This is a genomic window from Clostridium tetani (genome assembly GCF_900167265.1).
GTDB lineage: Bacteria > Bacillota > Clostridia > Clostridiales > Clostridiaceae > Clostridium_G > Clostridium_G tetani.
On sequence record NZ_FUWT01000002.1, the window covers coordinates 188,636 to 207,022 of the forward strand.

Genomic DNA, 18,387 nt, shown 5'->3' on the forward strand with positions numbered 1-18,387 from the left:
GCCCTCTCCTTTTTAGTTTATTAGTTAGCAGTAATTTGCTTTTTAAACTTATCTGGTTTATCAGATTCACTTTCTTCCATACCTTCTTTAGAAGCTTTCTTCATAGTTTTTTCTATTTTTCTTTTTTTACCATCTGTCTGAACTAATACTATGGAACCCATAATCATAAACATTCCTATTAATTGAGGAATTTCAAATATTTCTCCAAAGATTATGAAAGCTAATATAGATGCTACAACAGGTTCTACACTGGCTATAATACTTGCTTTACTTGATTCTACATATTCAAGAGATTTAACAATTGCTATAGTAGGAACAAGGGTGGATACTATGCCTAGTGCTAAAACGTTTAAAATTGAAATTGTAGGTTCAGTATTTTTAATTAAAGATACTAAAGACCAAGGTGGTTCAAAGAACCATAAAAATATTGCACCGAATAAAAGAGAATAAGTTAAGTGAGTTTTTTGAGAATATCTTTCTGTTCCTATTCTTCCTAAAATATTTTGAAGTGCCATTGCAAAACTAGATATTATTCCCCAAAATACTCCAATAAGATTTACTTTAAATGCAGCAGGATCATAAGCTTTTACTACCAAGCAACATCCAACTAAAGTTAATACTAAAGCTATAATTTTGTTTACAGTAAATTTTTCCTTAAATAAAAAGTAGGATAGAATCATTACAATAACAGGATTTACAAACAGTAATACGGAAGCTGTAGCTACTCCTGTATACTTTACAGCATAACTAGAACCTATAAACATTCCATCTAAGGCAAAGATACCATAAGCGGCAAATAAAAGTAATCCTTTTAAATCCGTTTTAAAACATTCAGGGTTTTTAATTAAATTTATGATGATATAGGGAATTATAGCTATAGTAGGTCTAAAAGAAGATATAACCATTGGACTAAAGCCAAGTTGTTCTAGATTCTTAACAAAAATCCCCATAGCACCCCAAGAAGCACCAGCAAGCAGGGCTAAAAGAATACCTTTTTTACTTTCCTTTGAATTAGTCATAAAAGAATCTCCCTTCTAAAATATTGTCATATCAATCTGATTAAAAATAAAAAGAGAACAAACCCCAAGGTTTGTCCTCTCTGTTAAAAAAATAAAGAGAGAACAAACCCCACGTTCGCTCTCTCTCTGTTTACTTTCCAGAGTCTATCAAAGTATAATTCTTTTGCCTGAGAATTTCTCTATGTTTTATTGGGATAAACATAGATTGTCCCTTCGGCGTCCTTTAAAATAGGATCTCTCTTATACTCTTCAACTAGAATACATTTTTATTTAAATGTTTACAATATAATTAAATTTTACAATATAAAAATAACAATGTCAATAAATTGTTAGAATAATCTACCAAGTTTTTTTATAAACCTAAACCGTAGATTTTAGCAATTGTATCTATTACTGAAAAAATTACTACAGCAGCTAAGTTTGCAGTAACATGACCCTGATCAAATCTTGGTGAAACTTCTGCTATATCAAAACTTATTACTTTATTAGATCGTAGTATATATTTAATAAATCTTACTACAATTTCAGGATCCAATCCAAGAGATTGTGATGCACTAACTCCTGGAGCAAAAGCTGAAGAAAATACATCAGAGCACACAGTTACATATATATAATCTTGAGCTTTCATAAAGTCATCTAAAGATTCAAATACTATCCAATTGTCTCCATAAGTTATATTTTTGGCAAAAACATAATTAGCTCCTAATTTATCAGCTGTTTTAAATAATTCTAGAGTATTACTATGCTTTTGAACACCCATACAAAGATAAGAATAATTTAAATCTTCTTTTTTACATATATCAGATATTTGTCTGAACATAGTTCCTGAACTTCCCATGCCTTCAGTATATGGTCTAATATCTAAATGAGCATCAAAGTTTATAATACCTATATTAGGTTTAGAGTTAATAGTTTTTAAATGGCTTAACACTCCTAAATAATTACCAAAGGCAACCTCATGTCCACCACCTAGAACTATAGGAAATAAATTTAAACTTAAAATCTTATTTATAGCTTTAGATAATAAATCTTGACCTTCTTCTAAAGATATATTTTCGACTAATATGTTTCCTGCATCGAAAAGTTTTACCTCATCTGTAAAACAGCAGGGGAGATTAGCCATTTCTTCTCTTATAGTTTCGGGTCCCTTGGCAGCACCGGTTCTACCCTTATTTCGTCTTATGCCCTCATCACAGCAAAAACCAATAAATGCAAAGCCTAATTTTCCGGTAAAAGGAGATAAATCATCTTTATTTAAATTGATAGGCTTTATCCATTGATGCCATCTAAAGGCTAAAAAGTTTTCCTCGCTATCAGTACGACCTTGCCAAAAGTCTTCATTACAAGGCTTATAGTTTATTCCAAGCACTGTACCAACTCCTCATTTGTAACTTTTAAAATATTTTCCATATATAATTATAAGTTTATTGCTTATATTTATCAATATATGCGAAAAAATGATATAATGTCATCATGAATATTTTAGAAAGGAGAATTCTAATGGATACATTAAAAAAATTTACAGTTTATTACAAGCCCTACAAGGGTATGTTTTTCATAGATATGTTTTGTGCCCTTACCTTATCTATGATAGATTTAATATTTCCCCTTATAGTGAGATATTTATTAAATGATATATATGTAAATAAAAGTAGCAGTGAGATAATTTATTTTGTAGGATTAATAGGACTTGGTTTGTTAATCATGTACGTAGTTAGATACTTTTGCCAATACTATATAAGTTCTTGGGGACATATTATGGGAGCTAGGATGGAAGCGGATATGAGGGAAGATATATTTTTACATCTTCAAAAACAATCTTTTTCATACTATGATAATACAAATACAGGGCAATTAATGTCTAGGATAGTAAATGATTTATTTGATATTTCAGAACTTGCTCACCATGGACCGGAGGATTTGTTTATTTCTCTTTTAAAAATATTGGGTTCTTTTATAATATTAATGAATATAAACGTTAAAATTACTAGCGTATTATTTTTTATAACTTTATTTATGATATATTTTTCATATTTTTATAATAAAAAGATGAAGTATATATTTAAAAAAAATAGAGTGAAAATAGCTTCAGTAAACTCCCAAATACAAGATAGTTTATCAGGAGTTAGAGTTGTTAAATCTTTTTCTAATGAAGAGCTAGAAGTAGAAAAATTTAAAAAAGGAAATAATGAGTATTTAAGAACTAAGGAGAAAGGCTATTTTATTATGGGAAAATTCTTTAGTGGAAATGGATTTTTCCAAGGAATGTTATATCTTTCAGTAATTTTAGTGGGAGGAATACTTATAGGAACTGGTAAAGCACAAGCATCTGATTTAGTGGTGTATATTTTATACATAAATATATTTTTAAATCCTATAGAAAAACTTGTAAACTTTACTGAGCAGTTTCAAAAAGGAATAACTGGATTTGAAAGATTTTTAGAGATTTTAGATTCCGAACCAGAAATAGAAGATAAACTTAATGCTATAGAGCTAAAAAAACCAAAAGGAGAAATAGAATTTAAAGATGTAACTTTTAGTTATGATGAAAGATCTACTGTATTAGAAGGCATAAACATAAAAATAGAAAATGGTAAAACTGTGGCTTTGGTTGGTTCCTCTGGAAGTGGAAAAACTACCTTGTGTAATCTTATACCAAGATTTTATGAATTAGACAGTGGATTCATTAAAATAGATAATAAAAACATAAGAGATATAACACTTAGATCCCTAAGGGATTCAATAGGTGTAGTTCAACAAGATGTTTATATGTTTGCAGGAACAATAAAGGAAAACATAGCCTATGGTAAGCCGGAAGCTACAGACGAAGAAATCTACATGGCGGCAAAGAGAGCTAATGCTCATGATTTCATAATGAATTTAGAAAAGGGATACGATACCTTTGTAGGAGAAAGAGGAGTAAAACTTTCAGGAGGACAAAAACAGAGAGTATCCATAGCAAGAGTTTTTCTTAAAAACCCACCTATTTTAATATTAGATGAAGCTACATCAGCATTAGATAATGTAAGTGAAAAGTATGTACAACAATCTTTAGATGAGCTAGCTAAAAATAGGACAACCTTAGTTATTGCTCATAGATTAAGTACAATAAAAAATGCAGATGAAATACTTGTGTTAACAGAAGATGGAATACAAGAAAAGGGCACCCATGAAGAACTTATAGAGAAAAAAGGTATATATGAATCCTTATATAATATGCAGTTTAAAGAAGTTTTATAAGCAAAGGCTATGGTTTTTTAAAACCATAGCCTTTTGAGTGTTTTTTACATAACTCTTCCAGGTAAAAAAGCATCTATTATTCCAACTACTAACGCTGCTAAAATAGCACCTAGCCAAGAAACATTCATATTAGGAACAACAAATTGAGTTGCATATATTATTATAGCTGCAATGACAAATCCTTTAAATCCTTTACCAAAGGGTGAAGCATCCGCTTTAAAGAAACTCTCCACAATGGCATCTACTATGGTTATAACAACAGCTGCTAAAAGCATTGACCAAAGTCCTACTATTGAAAAACCAGGAGTTAAAAAAGAAGTTACAGCTAAAACAAGAGCTGTCAATAAAAGCCTTATAACATAATGTCCTATACTAGATCTATTTTCTTCTGTTCCTTTATCCATATATGAGTCCTCCTTTTAAATTATTTTTGAAAGAGACTTAATTTTGTTAAGTTCTTCATCATTTTCTACAAGTTCTAAAGCTTCATTACCGTTTATAAAATTAAATTTATATACTTCTATCTGAGATGTATCTACCTGGGGAGACATTAGTATATACTCATTTTCATTGAGAGAAAGATACTCCTTTACTACGTATTTAACTAAATTTCCTTGCTCATCCCTAAAAGAATAAGTTCTACTAGGCATAAAAAACACTCCTTTGCAAAAGTTCTTAATAATATATTGTGTAAAATAAAAGTTTTAATACTATTTTTTAAAAAAAATTTATAATATAATGTAAGTACTTTGATTATTAAAATAAAAATTTTACCAACGAAAATTTTTATTTTAACAATAATGAACAACTAATAGTGAATAATGAATAATTATAGATATTTTCTTTCGCTTTGCTACGAAAAATTTTAATTTTATGTAAGAAAAACTTCTTGCTATTAGTAAAGATCTGTTATTAAAACTTGGGAGGCGATCCAACAGTTAAAGAAAAGTTATAAAAGTCTATTATTTTTCAGTAAATTATTAAATTATCTAATAGAATCACCTCAAAAATATTATATAAAAGAAATTATTTAACATAATGACATAATAAATATTAAAAGTGAGGTGAAACACATGATAAAAGCATTAAATATAAGGTTATATCCAACACAAGAACAAGCAGCTTTAATGTATAGGCATATAGGGTGCATGAGATTTGTTTATAATTGGGCGTTAGCCAGGCAAATAGATAGCTACAAACATAGTGGTAAAAAGCTTTCTATTGCAGAATTAGGTAAAGAATTAACTGTTTTAAAGAATACCGAAGGTTATGAATGGTTATATGAAGTGTCTAATGCAACACTTAAAGAGGGTATTAGGGATTTAGACAAAGCATATGGAAATTTCTTTAAAGGTAGAGGTTTTCCTAAATTTAAAAGCAAGAAAAAATCAGAACCTAAATTTTATAGTAGATACGAAAAAGCTTATTTCAAAGATAACCTTGTTAATCTTGAAAAAATAGGTAAGGTAAAATGCAAAGTAGATTATGATATTGACTTAACTACTATAAAAAAGTTTAAAAATCCTAGGGTTAAATTCAATGGCAGAGTTTGGGTACTTTCAGTAGGTATTGAAATACCAGCTAAAAAAGTTAAATTAAATGATTTTAGCTTAGGAGTAGATCTTGGAATAAAACAATTAGCAATAACTAATATAGACAATTTAGATACTTTAAATATTAATAAAACAAACAAAGTTAAAAAGCTAAATAAAAAGTTAAAAAAACTTCAAAGACAATGTTCAAAAAAATATATTATAAATAAAAAAGGAGGGAGTTACCAAAAGACTAAAAACATTGGAAAACTTGAATTAAAGATTAAAAAACTTCATAGTAAACTTAAAAATATTAGGCTAAATCATACACATCAAACTACTTCTAAAATGGTGAAAGCCAAGCCATATAGGGTAGTTATGGAAGATTTAAAAGTATCTAATATGATAAAAAATAAACACTTATCAAAGGCAATATCAGAGCAAGGATTTAATATATTTATAAATCAAATGAAGTATAAATGCCAAAAGTACGGTATTGAATTTATACAAGTATCTACATTTTATCCTTCAAGTAAGACTTGTAGTCATTGCGGTACTATTAAGAAAGATTTAAAACTTTCAGATAGAACATATAAATGTGATTGTGGTTTTACTTGTGATAGGGATAAAAATGCTTCATATAACCTTGCAAATTATGGTTTAGAAATATCAATTTAGAAAGATATTCTAAATTGGGTAATCGTTACAACCCATTACCTTGCTAGGTAACAAAGCCTATGGAGTGTTATAGCAAACGAAAGTAGCTTAGGCAAAATCGGATATTATGAAGTAGGAAAGAAACAAAAATCTTTAATTTATAGATTTTTATAGGTTTTTGGTAACGGAATAAATATGTATGATGTGATTATAATAGGAGCAGGTGTAGTTGGAGCCAATATTGCAAGAGAGCTTTCTAAATATAAACTTAATATATGCTTACTAGAAAAACAGGAGGATGTAAGTTGCGGCTGTTCTAAAGCTAATAGTGGTATTGTACATGGTGGATATGACGATGAACCAGGCACAGAAAAGTCTAAATTTTGTGTAAAAGGGAACAGAATGTATGAACAACTAGAAAAAGAATTGAATTTTGGATACAGAAAAACAGGATCTTTAGTACTTGCTTTTTCAGATGAAGAAAAAAAAGCATTAGAAGAACTTCATAAAAGAGGACTAGAAAATGGGATAGAAGACTTAGAAATAATAGATGGAAATAGAGTTAGAGAACTAGAACCTTATGTTAGTATTGATGTAAAATGGGCTCTTTATTGTAAGCATTCAGGAGTATGTTCTCCTTATGAATTTACTATAGCTCTTGTGGAAAATGCGGTGGAAAATGGTGTAGAATTAAAACTTTTTAATGAAGTAATAGGAATTAAAAAAGAAGATGATATATTTAATGTAAAAACTACAAAAGGAGATTTTAAGAGCAAATATATTATAAATGCAGCTGGAGCTTATAGTGACAAAATATCAAAAATGGTTGGAGTAGATGATTTTTATATAATACCTAGAAAAGGAGAGTATATATTATTAAATAAAGATCAGTCCTATTTAGTAAATAGAGTTATCTTCCAGGCACCTACAGAAAAAGGAAAAGGTATTTTAGTAACTACTACTTATCATGGAAATCTTATGATAGGACCGGATGCTCAAAGAGTAGATGATAAAGATGATGTATCAACTACAGAAGAAGGTTTAAGATATATAATAGAAACTGCTAGAAAATCCGTAAAAAATTTTGATATTAAAAAAACTTTGACTTCCTTTGCAGGAATAAGACCTACAAGTAATACAAAGGATTTTATAATAAAAGAAACAGAAGTAAAAGGGTTTATAAATGTAGCAGGTATAGATTCACCGGGATTAACTTCATCTCCAGCTATAGCCAAAAAGGTTGTGGAAATACTGAAGGATTCCGGACTTGGATTAGAAAACAAAGATAATTTTAAAGCCTATAGAAAGTCTATAATAGTTAAAAAGGATAATAATTTCCAAGGAGATATAAATGCAGAAGATCCAAAAAAACACATAATTTGTAGATGTGAAAAGGTTACAGAAGCTGAAATCATAGATGCATTAAATAGAAAAATAGAAGTAAAATCTATAGATGGTATTAAAAGAAGAACAAGAGCAGGTATGGGAACTTGTCAAGGAAATTTTTGTGGATCTAGAGTTAGGGCTTTAATTGCTAAAGAATTAAATATAAAGGAAGAAGAAGTTACTGAAAGAGGAGCAGGTTCTTCTGATATTCATAATAGGGTAAAAAGAATAGATATAATGAAAATGAAATAGATATTATTAGTTGGTGATTATATGATAAAGGATTTAAAAATAAATAAAAAAGAAGTATTAAGATATTTATGTTGTAATGGAGAATTTAAAGATGAAAAATTAGAAGCATTAATTAATTCCACCGTAGATGAAGTTAAAAAAATTATAAAACCTAAATATATATATGATAGTTTTAAAATAGAAAATACTAAAGAAGGAGTAAAATTCTTAGGAACTAATTTAAGATTAGAAGGAGAAGATATAAAAAAACATCTTTCTCTTTCTAAAACTTGTGTTCTTATGGCAGCTACTTTAGGTCATGATTTAGACAGAAAAATTAGTTTGTATGAAAAAACTAATATGACTAAAGCTATAATTATGGATGCTTGTGGTACAGCTGCCATAGAAGAACTATGTGATAATATAGAAGGTTATGTAAAAAAAGAAGGGGAAAAAAAGAATTTAAATATAACCTACAGATATAGTCCAGGCTATGGTGATTTAGATTTAGATGTGCAAAGAGAATTTTTAAATATTATACAATGGGTTAAAAATATAGGTATAACTTTATCTTATAATAATATAATGGCACCTAGAAAATCAGTTACTGCCATTATAGGATTTGTTCCAATAAATAGTAGATTAGAAAAGAAGAGTTGTATTCAATGTAATAAGTATAATGAATGTATTTATAGAAAGTTAGGTGGAACTTGTGAAAATTAAAGATATATTAGGCAAGGAAATATTAATATTTGATGGAGCTATGGGAACAATGCTTCAAAAATATGGATTAGCAGTTGGAGAAATTCCTGAGATATTAAATATAAAAGAGAGGGAAAAGATAATAGAAATACACAAAAAATATATAGAGGCTGGAGCTAATATAATAACTATAAATACTTTTGGAGCTAACGATAAAAAACTACTTAACACTGGGTATAGTGTAGAAGATATAATTGAAGCGGCAGTTGAAAATGCAAAGATAGCGTCTAAGGAAAAAAACATAGCAATAGCACTAGATATAGGACCTATAGGAGAGTTAATAGAGCCTATGGGAACTTTAAGCTTTGAAGAAGCCTATAATATATTTCAAAAACAAGTACTTCAAGGGGTAAAAAGGGGAGTAGATTTAATTTTAATAGAGACTATGTCAGATCTTTATGAAACAAAAGCTGCTATACTTGCAGCAAAGGAAAATTCTAATTTACCTATATTTTGCACTATGACCTTCGAAGAAGATGGAAGAACCTTTACAGGCTGTAGTATTCCCTCAATGGTTACAGTGCTTCAAGGGTTAGGAGTAGATGCATTAGGAGTAAATTGTTCCCTAGGACCTTTAGAGTTAGAAAGTATAGTAAAAGAAATGCTTAAATATTCTCAAATACCAGTAATGGTACAGCCTAATGCAGGTCTTCCTAAAGTTATAGATGGAAAAACTTTATATAAAATTACTCCAGAAGAATTTTTACAAGCACAAAAGAGGATGGTAGACAATGGAGTAGCTATAGTTGGGGGATGCTGTGGAACAGACAACAATTTTATAAAATTAATAGCAAAAGAATTTAAGGGTAAAAAAGTTATAAACAAAAAAGTAGAAAAGAATACCATGATATGTACGCCTTCAAAGGCAGTAATTGTAGATGAAATAAAAATAGTGGGGGAAAGAATTAATCCTACAGGAAAAAAATTTTTAAAAGAGTCTCTAAAAAATAAAAATATGAACTATGTTTTAAAAGAAGCAATAAACCAGGTAGAAGAAGGAGCGGATATACTAGATATAAATGTGGGACTTCCAGACATAGACGAAGGGAAAATAATGGTAAAGGTTATTAAAGAAATACAAAGTGTATTAGATATACCTCTTCAAATAGATTCAAATGATCCAGAGGTAATAGAAAAAGCATTGAGAGCGTATAATGGAAAAGCCATAGTAAATTCTGTAAATGGAGAAGAAGAGAATTTAAATAAGATACTTCCTATTATAAAAAAATATGGAGCTTCGATAATTGGTCTTACATTTGATGAGAAAGGAATACCTCTTAGGGCAGAAGAAAGATTTCATGTGGCAAAAAAAATAGTGGATAAAGCCATGGAATATGGTATAAAAAGAGAAGATATAATAATAGACTGTTTAACCTTAACAACATCGGCTCAACAAAAGGAGGTTTTAGAAACCTTAAAAGCCTTAACTCTAGTGAAAAAAAATCTAGGTGTAAAAACTACATTAGGAGTCTCAAATATATCCTTTGGTCTTCCAAATAGAGAACTTTTAAATAGAACTTTTTTAAATATGGCTCTTTTTGCGGGACTTGATTTACCTATAATAAATACAAAAAACAGAGAAATGGTAGATACTATAAAGGCATTTAAAGTTTTAAGTAACATAGATATTGGCGGAGAAAAGTTTATAAAAGAGTATGGAGGTGTAAAAAAAAATAAAGAAAAAGTAGATATAGTAAAAGATGAAGAATTAAAAGAAATAATTATAAAGGGCTTAAGAGAAAGAGCAGTTTATGCAACAAAAGAACTTTTAAAGAAAAAAACTGAAATTCAAATAGTAGAAGAAGATTTAGTTCCTGCGTTAGATATAGTTGGAGATAGATATGAAAAAGGGGAAGTATTTTTACCACAATTAATTCAATCAGCAGAAACAGTACAAAAGGCCTTTGAAATATTAAAAGAAACCCTAACATTAAAGGATAAAAAAAATATAAGCAAAGGAAAAATAGTTTTAGCTACTGTAAAAGGCGATGTTCACGATATCGGAAAGAATATAGTAAAGACTCTATTGGAGAACTATGGATATACTGTAATAGATTTAGGAAAAGATGTATCTAAAGAAAAGATAGCCGAAGAAGTGAAAAAAAATGAAGTGAAACTTGTAGGATTAAGTGCATTAATGACTACTACTGTTAAAAGTATGGAGGAAACCATTGAAATGCTTAAAAATGAAGGATTAGATTGTAAGATTATGGTAGGGGGTGCTGTGTTAAATGAAGAATATGCTAATATGATAAAGGCTGATTATTATGCAAAAGATGCAAAAGATGCAATAAAGATTGCAAGAAAAGTAATATAAAATATATTAGAGTTAGAAATTAGTATAGAATTGGGCGTGACATATATGGAAGGGTTAAGCAATGCAAATGTCTTAATAGTTGAAGATGATAAAGAGATAAATAATTTAATAAGTAAAGCTCTAATTAAAGAAGGATTTAGTGTAGTGCAAGCATTTGAAGGTATAGAGGGGTATTCAAAATATAGGAAAATAGATTTTTCTATTATAATTTTAGATATAATGCTCCCATATTTAAATGGTATAGAAATCATGAAAAAAATAAGGGAAGAAAGTGTAGTTCCAATTATTTTAATATCTGCTAAAGATGAAGAATATGATAGAATAATAGGACTTGAATTAGGAGCAGACGATTATATAGTAAAACCATTTTTTGTAGGGGAATTAGTAGCTAGAATTAAATCACAGCTTAGAAGATATATTGATTTTCATAAAAATGATGAAGTGATAAGTAGAATACAAAAGGGGGACATAATTTTAGATTTAAATAATTATTGCATTTATAAAAATGGAGAAAAAATAGACCTTACTGCTAAAGAATTTGGATTATTAAAGCTATTTTTTACAAATCCCAATAGAGTATTTACAAAGATGCAGATATTTGAAAATGTTTGGCATGAAGAATATAGGGGTGATGATAATACTATAATGGTTAACATAAGAAGGCTTAGAAACAAGATAGAGGATGACCCTAATAACCCAGAATATATTTTAACAGTATGGGGCATTGGATATAAATTAGGTGATATAAAATGAATTATGTAATACTAATAGATATTATATTTATTTTAGTTGCAGTCATTATAAATTTAAATAAAAAAATACATAATATTTCCCAAGCAATAAAAAATATTGAACAAGGAAATTATAACGAAAGAATAAGAATGCAAAATAGTAATAAAAACTTAAATAATTTAATAGAGAGCATAAATGGTTTAGTAGACAAATTTCAAAATTCTATGAAGTTAAACAAAGAATATGAAGATGAAAGAAGAAATATGATAACAAACATATCCCATGATTTAAGAACTCCACTTACTTCTTTATTAGGATATATAGAATTTATAAAAGATAATAAAAATCTAAGTGAAGAAGAAAGAGAAGAGTATATAAATATAATTGAAGAAAAGGGTAATAATTTAAGAAATTTGATGAGTGAGTTTTTTCAACTATCTAAGCTAGAGGGAAATGATATTAAACTTAATATAAAAAAGATTAATTTATCAGAAATTATAAGGCAAAGTATAATTTTATTTTATAATGATTTTAACAATAAGGAAATAGAACCAGTTATAGACTTACCTAGTAAAGAAATATATGTAATGGCAGATAAAATAGCAGTAGAAAGAGTCCTTAATAATCTTATATCCAATGCTATAAAATACGGCTATGAGGGAAAAAATATAGGAATTAATTTGGAATATAACAAAAAAAATGTACAAGTTACAGTATGGGATCAAGGTAAAGGGATACCAGAGGAAGAACTAAAATTAATTTTTGAAAGACTATATACATTAGAAAAGTCTAGAAATAAAAATTTTCAAGGTAGTGGTTTAGGACTTACTATAGTTAAAAAGCTTATAGAGATGCAAAAAGGAACTATAACTGTAAAAAGTATTCCCTATAAGAGAAATGAATTTATATTTACCTTACCTTCTCTGTGAATAATTATTATGTAAGAAAAGTATAAGTACTATGTAAGATTTATGTAAGGATTATGTTCTATTCTTAGAACATAGTCTTTTTATTTTTCAAATTTTACAAGGAGGGATTTTGTGGAGTATGTACTTAGAACTTATAATTTGACTAAAACTTATAAGAATGTAAATGTAGTGGATAATTTAAATTTAAATGTAAAGACAGGAGATATATACGGATTTATTGGTAAGAATGGAGCAGGAAAGACCAGCACTATAAAAATGGTTATGGGGCTTTCTAAGGCAAGTTCTGGAGAAATAGAATTATTCGGGGATAAAATTTTAAATAACAAATGCTATGGAAGAATAGGTTCATTAATAGATTATCCAGGTTTTTATTTAAATCTTACAGGAGAAGAAAATTTAGAAATACATAGAAGAATGATGGGGTTTACAAGAAAAAATAGTATAAATAAAGCCTTAGAAATGGTAGGGCTTAAAAATATAGAAGATAAAAAGGTTAAGAATTTTTCATTAGGAATGAGACAAAGACTAGGAATAGCAAGGGCACTTTTACATCATCCAGAATTTTTAATATTAGATGAACCTACCAATGGATTAGATCCCATTGGAATTAAGGAAATAAGAGAGTTAATACTTGATTTAAATCAAAAGTTTGGAATTACAGTACTTATTTCCAGTCATATTTTAAGTGAAATACAGCTTTTAGTTACCAAAATAGGAATAATACACAAAGGAAGACTAATTGAAGAGATAAGTTATGATGAACTTAAAAAAAGAAATAGACACTATATCCAATTAAAAGTAGATAATGATAAAAAAGCTTCCTTTATACTGGAGAAAAAGCTGGATATAAGAGACTATGTAGTATGGGAAGATGGGATAATACGAATATATGAAAAGTTAAATGTAGTAGGAAATATAAATAAAATTCTAGTATCAAATGATGTAAGAGTAGATGAGATATACATAAACTTAGATAATTTGGAGGATTATTTTATAAGATTAACAGGGGGTAAAATAGATGTATAATGTACTTTATTCTGAATTTTTAAAGCTAAAAAAATCACCTATTTTTTTACTGTTAATAATAGGAGCAATAGCAGAACCACTACTTATGTTTTTTGGTGAACTTTTTAGGGGAGATATAGTGGAATGGGAAAGATATATGGGAAATATACAAGCTATGACATTTTTGATTGTAGGATTGCTACTCTTTACTTTAATAGCTTCTTATATTTATGCAAGAGAGTTTACAGAAAAGGTTGTATATACAGCATATTCATACCCAGCAAGTAAAACTAAAATATTTATATGTAAATTAATAACTGTAATTTCTTGTATTGCTTTTGTATATGTATTGCAGTTTATAACTATACTTATTACAGGAAGTATTATAGACCATGAACCCTTAACTATGGATTTTTTAATATTAAATATAAAAATATACTGCTATTCACTGCTATTTCAATTTGCAATAGTACCTTTGGCAATATTTATAGCAAGTATAAGTAAAAATTTAATAGTTCCTATGGGTTATAGTGTCATAGGAACTATAATTACTATATTTATATCAGGTCTTAAAGAATATAGTGCATATTTCCCTTTGTATTATCCCGCTATGCCTGTGTTATCAGTTGTGAAAAAGGAAATGAAAGTAGCTATTCATAGTCATAGTATAGTTATTGCAATAATGTTTTTTATAATAACTTCTTTACTTTGTATAATTTATTATGAGAGACATGATATTTGCTAATGAGTATAAATATGGTATTATAAATTTTAGGGGGATGATAATATGAGAAAGTGGAATATCTTGATTGTATCAATATTATTTATTGTAAGTATTGTATTTTCAGGATGTAAAAGTAAATATGCAGCTAATCCAGAAAATAGGGATGAAAAATGGGTAAAGGATATAGAATATTTATCTAAACAGTTGCCCCAAAAACATAAAAATTTATTTTTTACTTTAAAGGAAGAAGAATTTAATAAAGAAATAGAAAAACTTAAAGAATTAGTACCAAAAATAAATGATAATGAAGTAAAAGTTGGTATATATAAAATACTAGCTAATGTAAAAGATGGACATACCTCAGCTTATTTAGACTATGATAAAATCTATCCTATAAATTTATATTGGTTTAAAGAAGGTATGTATGTAATAAATACAATACATGAATATAAACATATAATGAATTGTAAATTAATTAAAATTAATGGAAAAAGCATAGATAAGGTAGAAGAAGAAGTTGCTAAGGCTATATCCTATGAAAATAATGCTGAACTTAAAAATATGATTCCAAGATTTATAACTAAGCCTGATATACTTAATGGATTAAAAATAATAGATAATACAGAAAAGATTACATTTACATTTGAAGATTCTCAAAACAAAATTGTTAATGTGGATATAAAAGAAATGAAATATAATGATATAAATAAAAATCTTGTTATAGATAATTATAATGATAAAAATATTCCTTTATATATGAAAAACAAGAATAAAGAGTATTGGTTTGAATATTTAGAGGATAAAAATATATTATATTTTAAATATAATTCATGTATGGAAATGAAGGATAAACCATTTAAAGAATTTTCAAAGGAATTATTAGAAGTATTAGATAAAAATAATGTGAAAAAGTTAGTTGTTGATATGAGAGATAATGGTGGAGGAAATTCATCGATACTAGAATCCTTTATAAAAGAAGTAAAAAAACGTGATATAAATAATAAAAAAAGATTGTTTGTTATAGTAGGCAGAAAAACATTTTCATCAGCAATATTGAATTCCATAGATTTTAAAAATGAAACTAATGCAACTTTTATAGGAGAGCCAACAGGTGGGAAACCAAATCATTATGGGGAAGTAAAATTCATTAAGCTTCCTAATACTAAAATGGAAGTTAGTTATTCAACAAAGTATTTTACCAGTTCAAAAGAGGATACACCATCTTTTATACCTGATGAAATAATAGAGCCATCTATTCCTGATTTTTTAAATAAGAAAGATTCTATAATGGAAAATATATTGAGAAGATAAAAAGTAGGCTTTTGCCTACTTTTTTAATTAATAGCTATTATCCATTTACTAAATAATTATCTTGTAATTTTTTAGGATGGGAAAATCTCTTTTTAAATACTAAGTATATAGCTATTCCTTGAAAAGCCCATTGACCTGCTGTAATCCACCAATTGTAGTGTACGGAGACTTTTAGATGACCTATAAAATAGAGCATAAATGGAACTCTAATTGCCCAAGCAGCTATAAGAGAAATATAAAAAGGAGTTTTTGTATCCCCTGCTCCCTTCAATGCTCCACCGAAAACTAAATAAAGAGCCATAAAAGGTTGCTCTGCGGCCGCTACCATAATACATAGCATTCCTAATTTTATAACCTCAACTTCATTTTTATTAATAAATAGTGAAACTATAAATTTAGGAAATATTAAGAAGGTAGCTGAACAAAGGCTCATAAATATAAGACTTAAGAAAGCACAGGTTTTAGCATATTCATTAGCTTCTTTAAACTTTCCTTCTCCTATTTTATGACCAACTAATGCGGTACAAGCTACTCCAAATCCAGTTCCAGGCATGTAGGATATGGATTCAACAGTTGTAGCTATTTGGTTAGCGGCAAAAGAAGCTTCACCTAATCCCATCATTACAAAAATCCCCCATATTCTTGCTATACTATAAGCAGCTTCTTGCAAAGAAGATGGAATTGATAGTTTAATAAGATTTTTTAATTTTGGTAGTGACATATTCTTTATATGTATAAGCCTAGGTTTTAAGGGAGAATACTTAAATGTATATATAACGATAAATAAAAATCCAGTAAAGTGTGCTATGGATGTAGCTATAGCAGCACCCTTTACACCAAGCTCTGGAAAACCAGCTTTCCCAAATATCATAGCCCAATCTAGAAATATGTTTACTACGTTTACAATAGCCGAGGCAAATAAGGGAGTTTTAGTATTTTTTGTTCCCCTTAATACAGAATTTAGAACATTCATAAGCATATTAAAAAATAAGCCTATAGAGGTTATTCGTAAATATACTATACCTAAACTCAATACCTGATCTTTAGCTCCTGCAAAATGCAAAAGTTTAGGTGCAAATGTGTATGCCATTGTAGAAATTAAAAATGAGAGCATAATGCCTATAAAAAATGAGATAGATGTATACTCTTCTGCTAAATCAAAGTTATTTCCACCTAAGCTTCTAGAAATTAAAGATATAGACCCTACACATATACCAAGTATTATAAAAATATTAATAATACCAGCCATCATTTCGGAGCATAATCCAACAGTGCTTACAGCAACCTGTCCACCGTATTTACCTACCATAGCGGTGTCGAAAAACCAAATCATTACATAAAGAAACATTTCTCCAACAGCGGGCAAAGCTATGGAGAGTACTTCTTTAATAGCTTTTTTATTCAAATATCAATCACCCTTTACTAATAAAATAATATATAAATTTCTGCAACAAACCTATAATAACATAAAATGAATGAAAATTGCATATTTTTAAATGGAAATGAATAAAGAAATGCAAATTAATCTAAAAATGTTGCTTTTCTTTTATTAAAATTAAAATAATCCATAAGTTTTTCGGGTCCTTTAATAATTTTACGATCTACAAATAAAGCGCCATTTGAATTAGCAGATATAGACCATTTTACAAGACAAATCTTACTGGACTCTATTTCTATAGAGGTAACAGAATATGGATGAACACAACTACCATCGTTAAAATATGGCACTTCGTTAGGCATAGGAAAGTAAGGTTTATGAGTATGACCAGCTATAATTACACATCTATTATCTTTTGCCCATTTTATTATTTGCTTTTCTACAAAATTTTTTTTGGAATAATTCTTGGCAGGACTCGTAGGATCTTTAAACCCGAAAGAGCCTTCTAGTATACTCCAAATATACCTTACGGCAAATCTAGAAAATTTCCAAAATCTATCGTTTATAAAATCTCCTTGATGACCATGAATAAGCAATATTTTGCTATTAGAAGGTATATGTTTTAAAACTAGTGCTTCATGAACATCTATATTATCAAATAATAGTTTACCATGTAATAAATTTTTATAATATGAATGTCTACTTATACAGAGCTCATTTTTGTGCATATACTTTTTATCCTTTTTAATAATATCATGATTGCCAAATATTAAATATAATCTTTTATCTATATGAAATTTATATAGGAGTTTAAATATTTCTTCATGAGCATTCAATATATTTATAAAATTTCTATTTTCCCATAATTCATCTCCATCTCCTAATTCTATATAAGTAAACCCATTATTATAATAGTATTGTAATGCAGAAAAATATATATTTCTATTACGAGCTAAATTGTCTTTCCAACTGCCATCACCTCTGTGGCAATCACTCATAAAGACTATTTTTGAATTGTCATCAAAAGAAAGTTTTTTAGAAGTTTTGTATAAATGATTCAATTTTGAGGATACGTACATATTAAAATTCCTTTAAAATTGATATATTAATATAGATATGTTGGAGTAAAATAAATGTGTTTGTATAATTAATAGTGAATAAATA

The 18,387-nt window shown here is 28.1% G+C and carries 16 protein-coding genes and 1 riboswitch; of the genes, 10 read left to right on the forward strand and 6 right to left on the reverse strand.

Translation table 11 applies throughout. The features are described 5' to 3' along the window. Positions 1 to 20 precede the first annotated feature (20 nt). Positions 21 to 1,019, reverse strand: a complete 999-nt coding sequence (locus B5D21_RS00875; protein WP_011099997.1) for a DMT family transporter — start codon at positions 1,017 to 1,019, stop codon at positions 21 to 23. Positions 1,020 to 1,164: 145 nt separating this feature from the next. Further along, a riboswitch (glycine riboswitch) is annotated at positions 1,165 to 1,272 on the reverse strand. A gap of 99 nt (positions 1,273 to 1,371) precedes the next feature. Beyond that, the gene (gene hutG / locus B5D21_RS00880) at positions 1,372 to 2,388 is read right to left on the reverse strand and encodes a formimidoylglutamase (RefSeq protein WP_011099996.1); all 1,017 of its coding nucleotides are present in this window, start codon (positions 2,386 to 2,388) and stop codon (positions 1,372 to 1,374) included. A 131-nt stretch (positions 2,389 to 2,519) separates the two neighbouring features. Between hutG and B5D21_RS00885 the strand changes: the two genes are divergently transcribed. After that, positions 2,520 to 4,259, forward strand: a complete 1,740-nt coding sequence (locus B5D21_RS00885) for an ABC transporter ATP-binding protein (protein ID WP_035125045.1) — start codon at positions 2,520 to 2,522, stop codon at positions 4,257 to 4,259. A gap of 44 nt (positions 4,260 to 4,303) precedes the next feature. Here the strand turns inward: B5D21_RS00885 and B5D21_RS00890 are convergent, their stop codons facing one another. Beyond that, positions 4,304 to 4,663: a phage holin family protein gene (locus tag B5D21_RS00890; protein WP_011099994.1), complete on the reverse strand. Its 360-nt coding sequence runs from the start codon at positions 4,661 to 4,663 to the stop codon at positions 4,304 to 4,306. A gap of 15 nt (positions 4,664 to 4,678) precedes the next feature. After that, the gene (locus B5D21_RS00895; RefSeq protein WP_023438733.1) at positions 4,679 to 4,909 is read right to left on the reverse strand and encodes a DUF1292 domain-containing protein; all 231 of its coding nucleotides are present in this window, start codon (positions 4,907 to 4,909) and stop codon (positions 4,679 to 4,681) included. Between the two features lie 423 nt (positions 4,910 to 5,332). Between B5D21_RS00895 and B5D21_RS00900 the strand changes: the two genes are divergently transcribed. From B5D21_RS00900 to B5D21_RS00940, 9 genes are all read left to right on the forward strand, one after another. After that, a complete protein-coding gene (locus tag B5D21_RS00900) occupies positions 5,333 to 6,469 on the forward strand; it encodes an RNA-guided endonuclease InsQ/TnpB family protein (protein ID WP_035125047.1) in 1,137 nt (378 codons plus the stop codon). A 174-nt stretch (positions 6,470 to 6,643) separates the two neighbouring features. Then, complete coding sequence (locus B5D21_RS00905) at positions 6,644 to 8,086, forward strand: NAD(P)/FAD-dependent oxidoreductase (RefSeq protein ID WP_011099992.1); 1,443 nt, start codon at positions 6,644 to 6,646, stop codon at positions 8,084 to 8,086. Positions 8,087 to 8,107: 21 nt separating this feature from the next. Then, positions 8,108 to 8,788 carry a methionine synthase gene (locus tag B5D21_RS00910; protein ID WP_011099991.1) on the forward strand — a complete coding sequence of 227 codons (681 nt, stop codon included), beginning with the start codon at positions 8,108 to 8,110 and terminating at the stop codon, positions 8,786 to 8,788. Next, a complete protein-coding gene (locus B5D21_RS00915) occupies positions 8,778 to 11,144 on the forward strand; it encodes a homocysteine S-methyltransferase family protein (RefSeq protein WP_035125049.1) in 2,367 nt (788 codons plus the stop codon). Before B5D21_RS00910 ends, B5D21_RS00915 begins: the two co-directional genes overlap by 11 nt. A gap of 45 nt (positions 11,145 to 11,189) precedes the next feature. Next, on the forward strand, positions 11,190 to 11,897 hold the full coding sequence (locus tag B5D21_RS00920; RefSeq protein ID WP_023438728.1) for a response regulator transcription factor: 708 nt from the start codon (positions 11,190 to 11,192) through the stop codon (positions 11,895 to 11,897). Continuing rightward, positions 11,894 to 12,805, forward strand: a complete 912-nt coding sequence (locus B5D21_RS00925) for a sensor histidine kinase (protein ID WP_011099988.1) — start codon at positions 11,894 to 11,896, stop codon at positions 12,803 to 12,805. Before B5D21_RS00920 ends, B5D21_RS00925 begins: the two co-directional genes overlap by 4 nt. A gap of 111 nt (positions 12,806 to 12,916) precedes the next feature. Beyond that, positions 12,917 to 13,831, forward strand: a complete 915-nt coding sequence (locus tag B5D21_RS00930) for an ABC transporter ATP-binding protein (protein WP_011099987.1) — start codon at positions 12,917 to 12,919, stop codon at positions 13,829 to 13,831. Next, on the forward strand, positions 13,824 to 14,555 hold the full coding sequence (locus tag B5D21_RS00935; RefSeq protein ID WP_011099986.1) for an ABC transporter permease: 732 nt from the start codon (positions 13,824 to 13,826) through the stop codon (positions 14,553 to 14,555). The genes B5D21_RS00930 and B5D21_RS00935 overlap by 8 nt, the downstream gene beginning before the upstream one ends. Positions 14,556 to 14,597: 42 nt before the next feature. After that, positions 14,598 to 15,845: a S41 family peptidase gene (locus tag B5D21_RS00940; protein WP_011099985.1), complete on the forward strand. Its 1,248-nt coding sequence runs from the start codon at positions 14,598 to 14,600 to the stop codon at positions 15,843 to 15,845. A gap of 37 nt (positions 15,846 to 15,882) precedes the next feature. Here the strand turns inward: B5D21_RS00940 and B5D21_RS00945 are convergent, their stop codons facing one another. Further along, positions 15,883 to 17,250: an MATE family efflux transporter gene (locus B5D21_RS00945; RefSeq protein WP_011099984.1), complete on the reverse strand. Its 1,368-nt coding sequence runs from the start codon at positions 17,248 to 17,250 to the stop codon at positions 15,883 to 15,885. Between the two features lie 116 nt (positions 17,251 to 17,366). Further along, on the reverse strand, positions 17,367 to 18,221 hold the full coding sequence (locus B5D21_RS00950) for a metallophosphoesterase (protein WP_338133598.1): 855 nt from the start codon (positions 18,219 to 18,221) through the stop codon (positions 17,367 to 17,369). Between the last annotated feature and the right edge of the window lie 166 nt (positions 18,222 to 18,387).

Coding starts and splice junctions, on each gene's coding strand:
- B5D21_RS00910 (WP_011099991.1), top strand. CDS start 8,108: ATGATAAAGGATTTAAAAATAAATAAAAAAGAAGTATTAAGATATTTA.
- B5D21_RS00895 (WP_023438733.1), bottom strand. CDS start 4,909: ATGCCTAGTAGAACTTATTCTTTTAGGGATGAGCAAGGAAATTTAGTT.
- B5D21_RS00925 (WP_011099988.1), top strand. CDS start 11,894: ATGAATTATGTAATACTAATAGATATTATATTTATTTTAGTTGCAGTC.
- B5D21_RS00940 (WP_011099985.1), top strand. CDS start 14,598: ATGAGAAAGTGGAATATCTTGATTGTATCAATATTATTTATTGTAAGT.
- B5D21_RS00920 (WP_023438728.1), top strand. CDS start 11,190: ATGGAAGGGTTAAGCAATGCAAATGTCTTAATAGTTGAAGATGATAAA.
- B5D21_RS00890 (WP_011099994.1), bottom strand. CDS start 4,663: ATGGATAAAGGAACAGAAGAAAATAGATCTAGTATAGGACATTATGTT.
- B5D21_RS00950 (WP_338133598.1), bottom strand. CDS start 18,221: ATGAGTGATTGCCACAGAGGTGATGGCAGTTGGAAAGACAATTTAGCT.
- B5D21_RS00885 (WP_035125045.1), top strand. CDS start 2,520: ATGGATACATTAAAAAAATTTACAGTTTATTACAAGCCCTACAAGGGT.
- B5D21_RS00875 (WP_011099997.1), bottom strand. CDS start 1,019: ATGACTAATTCAAAGGAAAGTAAAAAAGGTATTCTTTTAGCCCTGCTT.
- B5D21_RS00905 (WP_011099992.1), top strand. CDS start 6,644: ATGTATGATGTGATTATAATAGGAGCAGGTGTAGTTGGAGCCAATATT.
- B5D21_RS00935 (WP_011099986.1), top strand. CDS start 13,824: ATGTATAATGTACTTTATTCTGAATTTTTAAAGCTAAAAAAATCACCT.
- B5D21_RS00900 (WP_035125047.1), top strand. CDS start 5,333: ATGATAAAAGCATTAAATATAAGGTTATATCCAACACAAGAACAAGCA.